The 15447-nt window shown below is 67.2% G+C and carries 14 protein-coding genes; 7 read left to right on the top strand and 7 right to left on the bottom strand.

Going from position 1 to position 15447, the window contains the following annotated elements; all coding sequences use genetic code 11:
* Positions 1 to 8: 8 nt before the first annotated feature.
* On the bottom strand, positions 9 to 620 hold the full coding sequence (locus tag K7711_RS03205; protein WP_222964683.1) for a TetR/AcrR family transcriptional regulator: 612 nt from the start codon (positions 618 to 620) through the stop codon (positions 9 to 11).
* A gap of 97 nt (positions 621 to 717) precedes the next feature.
* Here K7711_RS03205 and K7711_RS03200 point away from each other — a divergent pair, with 97 nt between their 5' ends.
* The 6 genes from K7711_RS03200 to fadD11 are packed head-to-tail and all read left to right on the top strand — an operon-like array spanning position 718 to position 7387.
* Positions 718 to 1599, top strand: a complete 882-nt coding sequence (locus tag K7711_RS03200; protein WP_222964681.1) for a metal-dependent hydrolase — start codon at positions 718 to 720, stop codon at positions 1597 to 1599.
* Positions 1596 to 2660: a PDR/VanB family oxidoreductase gene (locus K7711_RS03195; RefSeq protein ID WP_222964679.1), complete on the top strand. Its 1065-nt coding sequence runs from the start codon at positions 1596 to 1598 to the stop codon at positions 2658 to 2660. Before K7711_RS03200 ends, K7711_RS03195 begins: the two co-directional genes overlap by 4 nt.
* Positions 2661 to 2682: 22 nt before the next feature.
* Positions 2683 to 3183 (top strand): SRPBCC family protein, encoded by a 501-nt coding sequence (locus K7711_RS03190; protein ID WP_222964677.1) that lies wholly within the window; start codon positions 2683 to 2685, stop codon positions 3181 to 3183.
* Positions 3180 to 4634, top strand: a complete 1455-nt coding sequence (locus K7711_RS03185; RefSeq protein WP_222964675.1) for a flavin-containing monooxygenase — start codon at positions 3180 to 3182, stop codon at positions 4632 to 4634. The genes K7711_RS03190 and K7711_RS03185 overlap by 4 nt, the downstream gene beginning before the upstream one ends.
* Positions 4634 to 5521, top strand: a complete 888-nt coding sequence (locus tag K7711_RS03180) for a short-chain dehydrogenase/reductase (protein WP_222964673.1) — start codon at positions 4634 to 4636, stop codon at positions 5519 to 5521. The genes K7711_RS03185 and K7711_RS03180 overlap by 1 nt, the downstream gene beginning before the upstream one ends.
* A 42-nt stretch (positions 5522 to 5563) precedes the next feature.
* A complete protein-coding gene (gene fadD11 / locus K7711_RS03175) occupies positions 5564 to 7387 on the top strand; it encodes a fatty acid--CoA ligase FadD11 (protein ID WP_222964671.1) in 1824 nt (607 codons plus the stop codon).
* A gap of 53 nt (positions 7388 to 7440) precedes the next feature.
* Here the strand turns inward: fadD11 and K7711_RS03170 are convergent, their stop codons facing one another.
* Together K7711_RS03170 and K7711_RS03165 are read right to left on the bottom strand one after the other, a co-directional pair.
* A complete protein-coding gene (locus K7711_RS03170; RefSeq protein ID WP_222964669.1) occupies positions 7441 to 8331 on the bottom strand; it encodes a Sco1979 family transcriptional regulator in 891 nt (296 codons plus the stop codon).
* Between the two features lie 360 nt (positions 8332 to 8691).
* Positions 8692 to 9705 (bottom strand): alpha/beta hydrolase, encoded by a 1014-nt coding sequence (locus K7711_RS03165; RefSeq protein ID WP_308014431.1) that lies wholly within the window; start codon positions 9703 to 9705, stop codon positions 8692 to 8694.
* Positions 9706 to 10064: 359 nt separating this feature from the next.
* Between K7711_RS03165 and K7711_RS03160 the strand changes: the two genes are divergently transcribed.
* Complete coding sequence (locus tag K7711_RS03160) at positions 10065 to 11102, top strand: hypothetical protein (RefSeq protein WP_222964667.1); 1038 nt, start codon at positions 10065 to 10067, stop codon at positions 11100 to 11102.
* A gap of 4 nt (positions 11103 to 11106) precedes the next feature.
* Here K7711_RS03160 and K7711_RS03155 read toward each other — a convergent pair whose 3' ends face one another.
* The 4 genes from K7711_RS03155 to K7711_RS03140 form a co-directional block, all read right to left on the bottom strand.
* Positions 11107 to 11904, bottom strand: coding sequence for an SAM-dependent methyltransferase (locus tag K7711_RS03155; RefSeq protein ID WP_222964665.1), 798 nt, complete (start codon positions 11902 to 11904; stop codon positions 11107 to 11109).
* Positions 11905 to 12030: 126 nt separating this feature from the next.
* Positions 12031 to 12240 (bottom strand): hypothetical protein, encoded by a 210-nt coding sequence (locus K7711_RS03150; protein ID WP_222964663.1) that lies wholly within the window; start codon positions 12238 to 12240, stop codon positions 12031 to 12033.
* Between the two features lie 252 nt (positions 12241 to 12492).
* Positions 12493 to 12681: a hypothetical protein gene (locus K7711_RS03145; protein ID WP_040828068.1), complete on the bottom strand. Its 189-nt coding sequence runs from the start codon at positions 12679 to 12681 to the stop codon at positions 12493 to 12495.
* A gap of 139 nt (positions 12682 to 12820) precedes the next feature.
* Complete coding sequence (locus K7711_RS03140) at positions 12821 to 15313, bottom strand: 2Fe-2S iron-sulfur cluster-binding protein (protein ID WP_222964661.1); 2493 nt, start codon at positions 15311 to 15313, stop codon at positions 12821 to 12823.
* Positions 15314 to 15447: the final 134 nt, after the last annotated feature.

Here is a 15447-nt window from a genome sequence, read left to right as displayed (position 1 = left end):
TTCCGAAATCAGCCGACGACGATGGGGACGATGTACTGGTGGGCGAAGGTCTCCAGGTCATCGGTGGTGTCGAGGGTGACCGTGCCGACGGGCTGCAGGATGAGGGAATGCACTATGCGGCAGGAGATTTCGACGCGGGTGCTCAGGTCGGGGATCTCGGCCAGGCCGCGGTCGCGCAGGGCCTGACGCAGGATTGCGGTGCTGGCCGTGGAGGCCATGGTGAAGAAGGACGCCCCATCAGTGGTGAGTTGGGGTAGCAGACGATCGGGTTCGAGTGCGATCATGCGCTCGACCAGTGGATGGGTGCGCCAGCGCGTGACGACCGTGACGAAGACCGCGGCGACAACGGATTCGATGGTGTCGTGCTGTGCGGGCAGTTCGCGCAGTTCGGCCAGCACGCTCTGCACCTCCCGCGCGGTCACCGACCGCACCAGATCCTCCCGGGAGCCGATACGCCGATAGACCGTCACCCGATCGACCTCGGCCTGGCGGGCGACGTCCTCGATGGTCGTCTTCTTGACGCCGAGACGTTGGAACTGCACGAGGGCGGCGTCGAGGATGCGCGCCTCGATGGACTCGGCCTTGGGCGCTTCTTTCGAGGTCCGGGAGGCGGTGGGCATACATCGACGCTAGCAGCTCCCGCGTTGATTGCAACAATCTTCCCCGATTTGTGGCTGCAACATTGCAATGCGATTTGTGGTCTTGTACGGTCGGGGCATGGCTGATGACGGTGCGACGTCGCACCCCTACCGGGAAGAAGCGCACGCGATCCACGCGCGGGATGTCCACTTCGACTTCTCGTCCGTGCCGATGCACTACATTCCCGGAGAAGTTCTGGCAACCCACGTCACGAATGTGATGCATCTGGTCCTGCCGGAGGGCGAGCGGGCGATGGCCGCCTGCCTGGGCGAGGCGCTGCCGTACATCACGGACGAGCGCCTACGCGAAGAGGTGACCGGATTCATCGGCCAGGAGTCGATGCACGCCAGCAGCCACGAGGGCGCGCGCAATCATCTGCAGTCCATCGGCCTCGATGTCGAGGCCTATGTGTCGAAGGTCGCCTGGCTGGTCGACCGGGTCCTGGGCGATCACGGTCTGGGCGGCCGGGCCAAGGAGCAGTGGCTGCGCGAACGGCTCGGCCTGTTCGCCGGGATGGAGCATTTCACCGCCGTCATCGGCGAATGGCTGCTCGAATCCCAGGTGCTCGAGGAACTGGGCATGCACCCCACGATGCTGGATCTGGTGCGCTGGCACGGCGCGGAGGAGGTCGAGCACCGCAGCGTGGTGTTCGACGCCTACATGCACGTCGACGGCGGATATGCGCGACGGTTCCGCACCGGCCTGCTGGCCAGCGGTCTGCTGCTGCCGCTGTTCATCTTCTCGACCGCGTACCTGTACCGCAGGGATCCGAGCCCGGCCAAGGGCCGGTACTGGCTCCGGCAATTCGCCAGCGCCACTGTGCGAGGGGTGATTCCGAGCTTCACCACCTTCTTCACCGAGATGCCGCGGTATCTGAGTCGCGGCTTCCATCCCTCGCAGCTGGGATCGATGGACAGTGCGCTGCGTTATCTGGCGCACTCCCCGGCGGCTCGCGGATGAGCGGGTCAGGGGCCGAGGCGGTAGCCGAGCGTCCGGGCCGGAGTGTGGACATGTCCATGGTCGCCCTGCGGGCGCTGGGCGTGGTGATGGACGTGTACAAGAAGGTCGTCACCGCACCTGCGGCGTCCCGGCCGAATCCGGTGCGGCGCAGCGGGTTCGACCTGGACGTCCTGGTCGAGTCGGTACGCGCCGAAGCCGAGGACGTGGTGAGTCTGACACTGATCCGGCCCGGCGGCGAACCGCTGCCGTCGTGGCGTCCCGGATCGCATGTGGACCTGTTCCTGCCCTCGGGGCGGCAGCGGCAGTACTCGCTGTGCGGCAGTCCGCGCGATCGGTTCCGCTATCGAATCGCGGTGCGCCGCATCGCCGATGGCGACGGTGGCTCGCGGGAGGTGCATGCTCTGCAGCCCGGTGAGCGGCTGCGGCTGCGTGGTCCGCGCAACGCGTTCACCTTCGTCCAGGCCGCGCCGTCCTATCTGTTCGTGGCCGCGGGGATCGGGATCACGCCGATTCTGCCGATGGCGCACGCGGCCGGATCGCGCGGGCGGCTGGTGTATCTGGGCCGGTCCCGCGAGAGTATGCCGTTCCTGGACGAACTGCCCGAGGGTGCGCAGATCCGCACCGACGACGAGCACGGCATCCCGGATATCGCCGCCATCCTGGCCGAGGCCGAACCCGGTGCGGCGGTGTACGTCTGCGGTCCGCCGCCGGTGCTGGAAGCGGCGCAGCGACGGCTGTTCGAGCTGAATCCCTCGGCATCCCTGCACACCGAACGCTTTTCGCCGCTGCCGGTGCTCGACGGCCGCGAATTCGATGTGACACTGGCCCGTTCGGGCCGCACCGTGCGAGTGGGCGCGCAGGAGACCACCCTCGCGGCGATCCAGCGGGTGAAACCCGATGCGCCGTACTCCTGCCGCCAGGGTTTCTGCGGCACCTGCAAGTCCGGTGTGGTGTCGGGCGAGGTCGATCACCGCGACCGCCTGCTGTCGGCCGCCGACCGCGCGGACCACATGCTGGTGTGCGTCTCCCGCTGCGACGGCCCCCTCGTACTCGATCTGTAGATCCGAAAGGCTCACGGTCACAATGACTCCACGCTTCACGCTGGCCGCTTCGGACGATTCGTTCCTGGCGACCGCCGCCCGGCGCTACGTGCACACCGTCGACATATCCCGCGACCCGCACGACGTCTGGGACATGCTGACCGCCGACGACGCCCTGGTGTCCTGGTCGGCGGTGATCACCGCCTCGAAGTGGCTCTCGCCCAGGCCCTTCGGCGTCGGCACGACCCGGCTGGTCACCCTCGGCGGCGTCGTCCGGCTCGAGGAGCGGTTCTATCGCTGGGAGGAGGGCGAGCGCATGACGTTCACCGTCGACGCCGCCTCGATTCCCGGCCTGAAGCGCTTCGCCGAAGATCTGGTGCTGCAACCCACACCTGGCGGAACCCGGCTGACCTGGACGTTCGCCCTCGAAGGCAATCCGCTGCTGCAACCGTTGCTGGGTGTGGCGAGTCCGGTGAACAACATCGTGACCCGGACCATCGCACAGGGCATCACCGGCAAGGCACAACAGGAGGCGCGGCGATGAGCACCGAACATCATCGGATCGTCATCCTCGGCGCCGGTTTCGGCGGGATCGGCCTGGCGGTCAAGTTGCGCGAGGCCGGATTCGAGGATCTGGTCCTGCTCGAACGCGCCGACGATCTGGGCGGCACCTGGCAGGCCAACACCTATCCCGGCTGCGCCTGCGATGTGCCCTCGCAGCTGTATAGCTACTCGTTCGCGCCGAATCCGAACTGGTCCCGCACCTACGGTCAGCAGCGCGAGATCCTCGACTACATCCGTTCGGTGGCAACCGAACACGATGTGGTCCGGCACATCCGGCTCGGCACCGAACTGCTCGGCGCGCGCTGGGACGAGCAGGCGTCGCTGTGGCGCATCGAGACCTCGCGCGGTGACCTCACCGCTGACTACTTCATCTCCGCCGCGGGGATTTTCGCCGAGGCGAAGTTCCCGTCGGTGCCCGGCCTGGACGATTTCGAGGGCAAGACCTTCCACTCGCTGCACTGGGATCACGACCACGATCTGTCGGATGAGCGCGTCGCGGTGATCGGCACCGGGGCCTCCGCGGTGCAGTTCGTGCCGGAGATCGCGCCGAAAGTGGCCGAGCTGACGGTGTTCCAGCGTTCCGCGCCGTGGATCGTGCCGCGGATGGATCGCGCCACGCTGGGTTTCGAACGCTTTCTGCTGAAGCGACTTCCGCTGGCGCAGAAGACCGTTCGCGGCACCTGGTACACCCTGATCGAGAGCTTCGGACTGGTCGGCTTCGTGGACAACCGGTTCCGGCATCCGTTCGAACTGATGGGCCGGTATCAGCTGCGGCGGCAGATCCGCGATATCGCGTTGCGGCGCAAGGTGACACCGGACTACATCATCGGCTGCAAGCGGGCGATCTTCTCCGATGCCTATCTGCCCGCGTTGGATCGCGACAACGTCGCGGTGGTCACCGACGGTATCGCCGAGGTGCGGGCGCATTCCATCGTGACTCGCGCCGGGGACGAGATTCCGGTGGACACCATCATCTTCGGCACCGGATTCACCTCGATCCCGACCGCGTTCGGACGGATCATCGGTCGTGAGGACCTCTCCATCGCGGACCTGTATCACAAACGGCCGCAGACCTATCTGGGCACGAGCGTTGCCGGATTCCCGAACTTCTTCTGCACGCTGGGGCCGTTCGGGGCGGCGGGTAATCAGTCCGCGATCTTCATGATCGAATCGCAGATCGCCTACATCGTCGACGCGCTGTCGACCGTGCGTGAGCGCGGCGCCTCGCGGGTCGAGGTGCGCGCCGAGGTGCAGGAGGCGTTCGTGGAAGAGATGCGTGAGCGCAGTGCGGCCACGGTCTGGCTCACCGGCGGCTGCCAGGGGTACTACACCACCCCCGACGGGCAGAACGCGGGCCTGTACCCGAGCTGGAGCTTCGAATACCGCCGTCGCACGAGCAAGTTCGACGCCGATTCCTATGAGGTGGCCTGATGGGACTGCTGCGAAACCTCGGTTTCGGTTCGACCGGTTACGACGTGGCCGGCAAGGTCGCGCTCGTCACCGGTGCGGGCCAGGGGATCGGCCTGGAACTCGCGCGGATTCTGCACGCGCGCGGGGCGATCGTCGTCGTGGTCGACATCGATGCCGACGCGGCGTTGCGGGTCGTGCGTGAATTGCGCACGCGCGCACTGTCGATCGGCGCGGATGTCGCGGACCGGGCACAGATGGCGGCGGCCGTCGAGCAGGTGATCGAACAGTACGGCCGCCTCGACGTGGTCGTGGCGAACGCCGGTGTGACCCCGGTGCCCTCGACCGTGCGCGCGATGGATCCGACGGATTTCGACCGGGTGATGAGCATCAACCTCACCGGGGCGTTCAACACCGTGCATCCGGCGCTGGATCACATCGTGCGTTCGCGCGGGCACGTGGTGGTGGTGTCCTCCTGTGCGGCGTTCGCGCCGGGAATGGGCGGGTCACCGTACATGATCAGCAAGGCCGCGGTCGAGCAGATGGGCCGGGCGTTGCGGGTGGAGCTGTCGGCTTCGGGAGCCAGCGCCGGGGTCGCGTACTTCGGCATCGTCGAAACGGCCATGACGCACGACATGCTCGACGCCGACGACCTGGGCCGCCGTATCGACGGCCTGCTGCCCTGGCCGTTGAACATCCGCATCACCGCTGCCCAGGCCGCCCGCACCGTCGCCGACGGCATCGCCCGTCGCGCCGCCCGCACCGTGGCTCCCGCGAGCTGGGAGCCCTACGCGCTGTTCCGCGGTGCGATCAACGTCGTCCTGGATGCCAAACTCGCGGCCGATTCGACCGTCCACCAACTCATCCACGAAATCGAGCAGCGCCGACGCATCCAGCCCGCATCCGAATGACCTGCGTGCGAGCCCGATCGTCTGTCTCCGAAAGGTTTTCGCGTGAGCGCATCTCGCTTCGACACGCTTCCCGAGGCGTTCCAGTACACCGCCGCCCGCGCGCCGGAGGCGGTGGCGTTGCGCACGCCCGGGGACGGGCAGACGCTGACCTGGGGTGAATATGCCCGGCGGGTTCGGCTGTCGGCTGCGGGGCTGGCCGGGATCGGGGTCCGGCCGGGCGACACCGTCGCGTTGATGATGTCGAATCGGCTGGAGTTCTATCCGCTGGAGGTCGCCGCGCAGCATCTGGGGGCGACGTCGTTCTCGGTGTACAACACGCTCCCGCCCGCGCAGTTGGCGCATGTGCTGGGCAATGCCGGTGTGCGCGTGGTGATCTGCGAGCCGCAGTACGTGGATCGGTTGCGGGCCGCCGAGGTCGGGCTCGAACACATCGTCTGCCTGGACCAGGTCGCCGAGGGCACGTTGTCGATCGACGAGTTGATCGCTTCGGGCGCAGCCGATTTCGATTTCGAGGCGGCCTGGCGGGCGGTACGCGCCGAGGATGTGGCGACGCTGATCTACACCTCCGGCACCACCGGCAACCCCAAGGGCGTGGAGACCACGCACGCGAACATCCTGTTCCAGGTCTACGGGATCGCCGAGGTGCTCGGCATCGAATTCGGCGACACCATCACCTCGTTCATGCCCAGTGCGCACATCGCCGATCGGCTCACCGGTCTGTACGTGCAGGAGGTGCTGGGTACCCAGGTCACCTGTGTGTCCGACCCCACACTGATCGCTCCCGCGCTGGCGGATCTGCATCCGACCATCTGGGGTGCGGTGCCGCGGGTGTGGGAAAAGCTGAAGGCCGCAATCGAATTCAAGGTCGCGGGCGAGCCGGACGAGCAGCGCCGCGCGGCGATGGCGTGGGCGTTGTCGGTCGCGCAGCGGCGCAGCGCTTTTCAGCTGGCCGGTGAGCCGGTACCCGATGACGTCGCCGCCGAATGGGCGCGCGCGGACGAGTTGGTGTTGCGTGGACTGCGCGCGGCGCTCGGGCTGGACCGGGTGCGCTGGGCGATGTCGGGCGCCGCGCCGATTCCGCCCGGCACGCTGGGCTTCTTCGCCGGCCTCGGCATTCCGGTGACCGAGATCTGGGGTATGTCGGAGCTGTCCTGCATCTGCAGCGTCAGCCATCCGCGCGACGCCCGGCTCGGCACGGTCGGCCGGCTGCTGCCCGGAATGCGGGCGCGTCAGGCCGCCGACGGTGAGTTGCAGGTGCGCGGACCGCTGGTCATGAAGGGCTATCGCGGCCTCGAACAGCAGACCGCCGAGGCGATCGATGCCGAGGGCTGGCTGTCCACCGGCGATATCGTCAGCATCGATGCGGACGGCTATCTCACCGTGGTGGACCGCAAGAAGGAATTGATCATCAACGCCGCGGGCAAGAACATGTCACCGGCGGTCATCGAGAACAGCGTCAAGGCCGGTGCGCCTCTGATAGGCGCGATCGCCACCATCGGCGAGGGCCGCCCGTACAACACCGCCCTCATCGTCCTGGACGCCGAGGCCGCCGAATCCTATGCGCGCCAACATGAGCTGCCCGACGCCTCCGCTGCCGCCCTGGCCGCCGACCCGTCGATCGTGCACGCGATCCGCACCGCGGTCGCCGCGGGCAACGACCGCCTGTCCCGGGTGGAACAGATCAAACGCTTCCGCATCCTGCCCGTCTTCTGGGAAGCGGGCGGCGAGGAGATCACCCTCACCATGAAACTCAAGCGCCGAGTGGTCACCGAGAAGTACGCCGCCGACATCGAAGCGCTCTACACCGCGACCCTGTCCCCGAACGTGCACGAGCCCGCCGCAGCGCCCGCCCTGGCACCGAACTGACTTGCCATGTCATCGAGATCGGTGTGCGCGCAGGAGGATTCGCCGAGATGAGTTCAGGCGAGATCTGCCGCGGCGGCGCGCAGGAGTTCCTGGGACTGCCCGGGTGGGTCGGCCTGGATGCTGAGGCGGTCCATCACCTCGCGGTAGAGCTCGAGGTCGTCGGGACGGTCGAGGTACAGGGCGCTGGCCATCTGCTCGAGGTAGACGACGTCCGGGATCTCCTGCTCGTTGAACCGCAGGATGGTGAACGAGCCGCCGACCGCGGCGTGACCACCGGCGCGGTAGGGCAGGACCTGGATGGTGACGTTGGTGCGGTGCGACATCTGCTCGAGGTAGATGAGCTGTTCGCGCAGTACCTCGCGGCCGCCGACCGGACGGTGCAGCACCGATTCGTCCAGGACCGCCCACAGCGTCGGGCCGTCGTGCAGGTCCAGGATCTGCTGACGTCGGCGCCGCAGCTCCACCCGACGATCGACCTCCCGTTCGCCGTGGGCGAGCGAGACGACCGCGCGGGCGTAGGCGTCGGTCTGCAGCAGACCCGGAACCAGTTGTCCCTCATAGGTTCTGATCGATTTCGCATCGCCCTCGAGGCCGAGGTAGTTCTCGAACCAGGACGGCAGCAGATCGCTGTAACCGTGCCACCAGCCCTGCTCGTTGGCCATGGCGACCAGGCGCAGGAAGGATTCCCGCTGGGTCGGATCGGTGACGCCGTAGAGGGTCAGCAGATCGTTGACGTCGCGGATCTTGTAACCCGTGCGGCCGAGTTCGAGTCGGCTGATCTTGGCGTGCGAACCACGGATGTGTTCACCGGCGACCTGTGGGGTGATCTTGCGGGCCTCGCGTAGCTTGCGCAACTGACCGCCGACCATGATGCGCAATGCTGTGGGGCCGCGCTGCTCCAAAGGAGTGGTGACGAGGTCGATCCGGGCCTGTTCTGCCGTCATGAGGCTGTCTCCGCTGTTCTCCGATCACTGGCACACACCGCATCGGTACATGCGCAAGTGCGTGCCGTCATCACCGCACCCGCTCATGGTAACGCCGAATCGGGCGAAAAACCGAGTGCGGCGAGGAGAATATCCGACGTTTTGCTGTGACCCTGAGTAACTGTTGCATCGAATCCCCTCGGCATTCCCCTTGCGGTGACGACCATACCGGCCCGGCCCAGGTCGGCGCCAATGCCGCAGGGCCGACGGCGTGCCCGCCCGGCGGACGGTGATCCGCCGCAGCGGATCTGCTGGAGTATTGCCCAATGCTCCTGGGGGCGTTGATTTTCGCCTTCTCAGCGGTGGGTGGGTACGCGAATATCAGTGTCCGACGGTCGAATTCAGCCAGTTCAGGACCGCGGCGTGGTATGCCCCGGTGTTGCGCGCGAGGTTCACCGAATGGCCGCTGCCGGGCAGCACGAAGGTCTGCAACTTCGCGGCGGGAGCGAAGTACGGCGCCTCCGCCGCGTGCAGCGTCGCGGCGGACGCGCACACGGAATAGCCCGCGCCGCAGGACAATCGGTCCAGGCTGCCGTCGACGATGAGCACCGGGACGTCGATCAGGCCGGACATGCCGGGCAGCGTCGACATCAGCGAATCGGGATATTCGGTGAGCGAGAACACTTCCTTGGTCTTCTCGTCCAGGGCCACCACCGCCGGATCGACGTCGCCGGGCGCGAAGAAGTCGTGCATGCGCGAACCCGGTCGGGTGGTGAGGTATCCGGCGTCGAGGCCGTGCCCCGCGAAGACCGGATCGTCCACGGCCCGGTGGTAGGTGGAGATCACGCCGAGGGTTTCGGAGATGTTCAGCGCGTGCGAATATCCGGTCAGCGCAACGGCATCCACGTCGTGGTATTTGCTGGCCTCCATCACCGACGTGCCCGAGCTCAGCGAATGCCCGACGGTGACGACCTTCGCGAACGGCGCCGCGCCGGCCAGACCGTGCCGCAGGCTCTGGACGATCCCGTGCAGCGGCTCGGAGGTGTCCTCGGCGTTGAGCGACAGGCCCGGCGGGTGCGTGCTCGAGCCGTTACCGAGCCGGTCGACCACGAGCGTGGCGTAACCGGCCCGGTTCATCGCCTCGCGGAAGTTGTAGGTCTGCGGCTGATAGTCGAAATCCCAATAGGTTCCGTTGTAATTGGAGCCCGACATCAGCACCATGACGGTTTTCGCCGCCGCGGGCGCGCACAGCGTCGCGCCGAGATGGCCCTGAGGCACCGTGATGGGGAAGGAACGGCAGGTCGCCGGTCCGGTGTCGGCGCGGGCCACGCCTGCGACGAGGCAGGTCAAGGCGATCGCAGCGAATAAGGCCAGTGTCCGCACCGAGGCTCGCACGCGACGCGCTCCCTGTCGTGAATACGAGGAGCTCCGCTGGGCAGCCTCGTGAATTGGTGGTTCGAATGGATTAGTCAGGGAGGCTATAGCGCCTCGCAACGACACGCAAGAATTCCGGAGAATTGTCGGCAACCGACGGAACCGAAATGGAAAAGCCTGTCCGGCAGTATGTTTCGTAACACATGTCGGAATGCGTTCCGGCATCGGCGAGTCGGCGGTCCGCCATTGCGCATGACGCGTCAGGGATTCGATTCGCTGTGTGCGGAACGGTCGGGTCGTGAGGGTTGGATAACCTTGTGCCACAGCTGGACAGACGCCCGAACGGGCGAATCGCCTGCGATTGCCGTTAGGATGCGGACATGGCTGAGAGAGCCGTGCACCTGGTCGGTAGTTTCCCGGCCGAGAGCACCGAAGAAGCGATGCGCGCGATGTTGGAGGGGACCGGTGGACGCCTGCGCACGCTGCCTACCGGTGAGGTTCGGCGGCACGAGTTCTACATCCTGCCGATCATCGAGGGGCTGGTGGATCAGGGTGTGCTCGAGGCCAAGCGTCCGGTGCTGCCCGGGATGAGTCGCCGGCCCGTGCACCGCCTCGCACGTCAGGCCGAGTCGCCTACCAGCACAATGGATCTGGGATATCTGCGGGAGACCGAGGAGGCACTGCCGATCTTCGCGGAGTTGTGCGAGTCGGCCGCGGGGACCGATCCGATCCTGCAGATCGGGATGCCGACCGATTTCACCCTGGGGTTCATCGCCATGGGTCTGTCCGGGGCCCGCTCGCATCGGCGGGTGTTCACCGAGGCCACCGTGCGCGAGATCGAGGCCGTCGTGGAACTGACCGCGGGGAAGGTCATCGTGCAGCTCGAGGCGCCGGCCGAGCTGGTGCTCATGACCAAGGCATATCCCTCGCACCGCATGGTCGACGCCGCATTGGGGCTGAGCCGGGGGATCGGCGCGCTGGCCGCGGCCGCACCCGAGGGCACCCGGTTCGGGGTGCATCTGTGTCTGGGCAGCCGCGGAAATCGGACCGGCGCGGTACTGCGCAGCGCCCGGCCGGTGGTGGATCTGGCCAACGCCGTCGTCCGGCACTGGCCCGCGGGCCGCACATTGGAATTCCTGCACGGACCGCTGGCGGGAGTGAGCAATCCGCCTTCGGGCGATCCGGAATTCTATGCGCCCCTGGCCGATCTGGCGCTGGGCGAGGGGACCGCGTTCTACGCCGGATTCGTCCACGAGAGTCCGGACGAGGCCGAGCAGACGCGCACGCTGCACATGATCGAACAGGCGCTGGGTCGTCCGGTGGACGCGGTGGCCAGTCCGTGCGGGCTGGGCCGCGACTCGCGCCCGTTGGCCGACGCGCACATGGCGCGGGCCCTGGCTCTCACCGGGGTGGAGTGATCTCCTACCCCGCGGGTATGTGGCACACGCCGCCGAGCATGACCAGCGTCGTGGGCGGCAGATCGTTGCCGATCCACTGCTGAATCGGCGCCACGCCCGGATCGAGCATCTCGAAACCGTCGAACAGTTTCTCCACTTCGGACCGGGAACGGTAGGCGCACTGGGCGGTCGTGCCGTCGGTGGCGCGCGCGGTCCGGCCGATCAACTCGTCGTCGCTGTCGGTGGAACCGTGGGTGAAGACCAGATAGCTGCCCGGGGCCATCACCTCGCGGAACCGCGCGATCAACTCGGCCGGGCGTTCGTCGTCCATCACGAAATGCAGGATGCCGACCAGCAGCAGGGCGACCGGTCGGTCGAAATCGATCCCGGCCTCGGTGCGCAACCGTTCGATCAGGTCGTCCGGGTGGCGGAAGTCGCCGAGCATCGCCGTGACCGCGGGCGTGCTGCCCACCATGGCGTCGGTGTGCCGGTAGACGACCGGGTCGAAATCGACCGAGGCGACCCGGACGTCCGGGTCCACCGCGGACACCGTCTCGTAGACGCTCGGCGAGGTGGGAATGCCCGCGCCGATATCGAGGAACTGCCGCACGCCCGCCTGTGCGGCCAGTTCGGCCGCGCCGGTGAGGAATCGGCGACTGAACCAGGCCAGCGTCCTGGTCTCCGGCGCGATCTCAAGCAGTCGCAGGGCGGCTTCCCGGTCGGCCTTGTAGTTGTCCTTACCGCCCAGCAGATAGTCGAACATCCGGGCGGTATTCGGTTTGGTCGGGTCGATCCCCTCGGGTGCTGGTCGTTTATCCGACACCGCATCTCCTGACATCATGACCAGAATAACAATCCGTCGCCATCAGCGGTGCGGGTCCGAATCACGCGCCGCGTGCGAATACGTGATCGGTCCGGGCTCGCGATCCTTCGCAGCTCTCGGTGTGGCTCAGGGGAATCCGTACCATTCCCAGAGGAAATCGTCGGGTCGGCCGATGCGCAGATCGGGGCGCGAGCCGCGCTGTGCCGGGCGGGCGCCGGGCAGATTCGGCGCGGTGCCGATCGCGATGGCGGCCACCTCGCTGCCGAGCTCACGCAGGAGTTTCTCCTCGGCGCGAATCACGGACAGTAGATCGGCGAGGCGCTGCGTATTCGGCATTCGGGAGCCTGGGGCGGGTGCGGCGTGCTGCATGTGGCAGGTGACTCCTGGCTGGAGAGATGCGCGGGGTGCGGTTGAGGCGCGGAGCACGCTCGCGTCAACACCGGCGATGAGCATGCTGTTGGGTATGGTGTCACATTCCCGCGAAGTTTGCGAAAATTGTACCGGTGCAAGAACATTCGAAAACGCATCTGCACAACCATTGTGGCGCTGGAATATTGCCGACCCTGGGAAAAGCCTGCTGACCAGGGATTATACCGCCCAGAGTTCCTCGTGTGGCAGGTCGGCCAGGCCGGTGCGGAGGTTGTCGTCGATGGATACGTCGACGCCGTGTCGGCTCAACTCGGCGGCCACCCGGTGTGCCACCGATCTCTCGGCACGGTAGTCCAGCACCGCTCCCCCGAGTGGGAATCGCAACTGCAGATGAACCTTTTTCGCCATATCGCCGGTACCGCTGAATCCCTTGGGGCGCAACCTGACACGTACTTACTGAAGATCCACAGTGTAACAGCGGATGCAAGTACATATGCAAGACCTCCTGAGCAAAAGGCGGCCGAATGCGGTCCGGGTCACTCCGGGCTCAACGACCGAATCGCAGCGTGACCGCGGCGGATTCGGGCACGCTTCGGCAGGTCAGCACCGCTCCGTCGGCGATTTCGGCCGCGGTGAGGGCCGTCATCGGATCCTCGTCCATCTGTACCGTGCCGGATCGCACTGTGGCGATGCAGGTTCCGCACGATCCGCCGAGACAGGAGTAGGGCAGGTCCTCGCGATGGGTGAGCGCGGCGTCGAGGATGTGGTCGCCCTGGGGCATGGTGAACACCAGATCCTCGCCGTGGCCGGTGAGGGTGACCGTGCACGTCGGCCGATCCGGCTGCGGGGCGACAGGTTCGGGCTCGCGGGTCCGGAAACGCTCCGTATATACGCGCGACGCGGCGATGCCGCCCGCCAGGAGTTCCGCACGAGCGGTCGAGAGCAGGGAGTCGGGTCCGCACAGGTACCAGTGGTCCGCGTCGAGGGCGGGCAGTTCGTGAATGTCCATGCGGCCGTGGCGGTAATCGATGCCGGGGGTGGCCGGGGGGAGCGGTGTGCCGGTTTGGCGGGACAGGTGGTGGACGATCCGTAATCGTCCGGGAAACCGGGCGGTCAGTGTGCCGAGCAGGTCGCCGAGCATGATCGCGGTGCTGTCGCGGCTGGCGTGATACAGGGTGAAGCGGCTGTGTGGATCGTTCGCCAGGACGGCGGCGGCGATCGCGGCGATCGGGGTGATCCCGCTGCCCGCCGCGACGGCGGCGTGGTGCTCGGCCGCGCCCGGATCGGTGTGCGCGGTGAACGCGCCCGCCGGTTCGCCGACGTGCAGAACCGTTCCCGCGGCGAGGCGTTCGAGTGCGTATTCGGAGAACAGGCCGCCGTCCTGCCGCTTCACCGCGATGCGCAACCGGCCCGCATCGGGTGCGTCGCACAGCGAGTAACTGCGCCGGATCGGCTGCCCGTCGGCGGTGCCGCGGATGACGACGTGCTGTCCGGCGGTGTAGCCGAATCGGTCCGCGAGCCGATCGGGAACCTCGAATTCGATCAGCACGCTGTCGCCGGTGTCGCGTTCGACCGCGCGGACCGGGAGCGGGTGGAAACCGTGTGCGGGAGTCAGCGGGATCGGGCCGAATCCGCTGACTCTTTCCGGACGGCCGGATACCGCGACCTCGCGCAGCAGATTCAGCCCGACCACGCCCGCGTTCGCGGCGATCCGGGTCAGCAGAGTCGGCCGGGCCACCGCCAATGGACGGTCGAGCAGGCCCGCGATGCGTGAGATCTGTTGTCCCACAGTCGCATCTCGTGCGCCGATGGCCATCGCCGTGCGCGCGGCCAGGCCCAGCAGCTGGATCGGCACCTGCCCCTTGGCGTCGACGTGCGGCATCGCGAGGTCGAACAGACGGGTGATCAGCCAGGGATCATCGATGACGTGGGCCGCGGCGCGGAAGAACCTGCGTGCGAGATCGTGATCGCCCGCGGCGAGTACGTCGCGCAACTGCATCGCCTGCAGTGCCGAGACCGACATGCCCTGTCCGAACGCCGGACTGAAGCTGCACACCGCGTCGCCGAGCACGAGCAGTCCGTCCGGGAATCGGGACAGGCGCTCGTAGCGACGGCGTTGATTGGCCGGGTAGCGGTAGGTGCTGATGCCGGTCAGCGATTCCGCCGACAGCAGTGCCTGGGCGACGTCCGGCGGTGCGACCGAGGAGGCGAATCGCCAGAACCCGTCCGAGTCGGTCGGGGGATGGTCCGCGCCGTAGCCGATCAGGGTCAGGATGTGCCGGCCATCCTCGACCGCGAACAGGGCCAGGCCGCGTGCGGGATCCTGGTTCGCGACGACGATCTCCTTGTCGCCGCGCAGGTGTGTGGCCGCATGGTCCGGCAGCCGGATGTAGCGGCTGGCGTACATCATGTCGATGCGTACGCCCTCCTCGGCGGGCCGCGGATAGTCGATTGCGGTGAGCCAGTCGATGATCGGGCCGTGCCTGCCCAGGCAGCTCACCACCAGATCGGCGAATATCTCGTTCGGGTGGTCGCTGTTCTCCGGTTTCGCCAGAACTCCGGTGACGCGGGTTCGCGCGGGGTCGGTCAGCGGGTTCAGCACTGTGCAACGGTCCTGGATCTCGACGTTGGGCAGGGCGCGGACACGTTGTCGCACACGCCATTCCAGGAACGGGCGGCTGGCCTGCAACAGGGAGTATCCGGCGTCGGATTGCGACAGCGTGTATCCGGCGATGCTCATCCGCATCTCGGTCAGCGAGCGGCATTGCACCGCGCCGTCGGCGAGCAATTCGTCGGTGATACCCGGAAACAGTTCGGCCAGAATGCGTTCGCCGCGCGCGAGCAGGGCGTGCACATGCCGGCCCTGCGGCACTCCGCGGCGGTCGCCGGGCTCGGCGAGATCGCCGCGTTCGAGCACGGTCACCGAGGCGAAGCTCTCGCTCAGCACCCGCGCGGTGAGCAGTCCGGCCATGCTCGCGCCCAGGACCACGGCATGTCCGCGTCGCTTGTCCGCCGGATGAGCCTGTCCGCGTTCGGTCATCGGTGTCCTCCGGCGTCGTCGTGGCGCAGCCGGGGTGTGCGAGACCTCCGGTTACTGATACTGGATCGCAGAATAGTCTCAGTTAGTTGGTTGTCGCAACCATTGTCTGCCGGTTCGCGCACGGCCGGTCGCGG

Source organism: Nocardia coffeae, assembly GCF_019890715.1.
GTDB classification, from domain to species: Bacteria; Actinomycetota; Actinomycetes; order Mycobacteriales; family Mycobacteriaceae; genus Nocardia; species Nocardia jiangxiensis.
Note: the sequence above shows the minus strand (reverse complement) of the source record. Positions and strands in the feature narration are given on the sequence as shown.

Coding starts and splice junctions, on each gene's coding strand:
- K7711_RS03205 (WP_222964683.1), bottom strand. CDS start 620: ATGCCCACCGCCTCCCGGACCTCGAAAGAAGCGCCCAAGGCCGAGTCC.
- K7711_RS03200 (WP_222964681.1), top strand. CDS start 718: ATGGCTGATGACGGTGCGACGTCGCACCCCTACCGGGAAGAAGCGCAC.
- K7711_RS03195 (WP_222964679.1), top strand. CDS start 1,596: ATGAGCGGGTCAGGGGCCGAGGCGGTAGCCGAGCGTCCGGGCCGGAGT.
- K7711_RS03190 (WP_222964677.1), top strand. CDS start 2,683: ATGACTCCACGCTTCACGCTGGCCGCTTCGGACGATTCGTTCCTGGCG.
- K7711_RS03185 (WP_222964675.1), top strand. CDS start 3,180: ATGAGCACCGAACATCATCGGATCGTCATCCTCGGCGCCGGTTTCGGC.
- K7711_RS03180 (WP_222964673.1), top strand. CDS start 4,634: ATGGGACTGCTGCGAAACCTCGGTTTCGGTTCGACCGGTTACGACGTG.
- K7711_RS03170 (WP_222964669.1), bottom strand. CDS start 8,331: ATGACGGCAGAACAGGCCCGGATCGACCTCGTCACCACTCCTTTGGAG.
- K7711_RS03160 (WP_222964667.1), top strand. CDS start 10,065: ATGGCTGAGAGAGCCGTGCACCTGGTCGGTAGTTTCCCGGCCGAGAGC.
- K7711_RS03150 (WP_222964663.1), bottom strand. CDS start 12,240: ATGCCGAATACGCAGCGCCTCGCCGATCTACTGTCCGTGATTCGCGCC.
- K7711_RS03145 (WP_040828068.1), bottom strand. CDS start 12,681: ATGGCGAAAAAGGTTCATCTGCAGTTGCGATTCCCACTCGGGGGAGCG.
- K7711_RS03140 (WP_222964661.1), bottom strand. CDS start 15,313: ATGACCGAACGCGGACAGGCTCATCCGGCGGACAAGCGACGCGGACAT.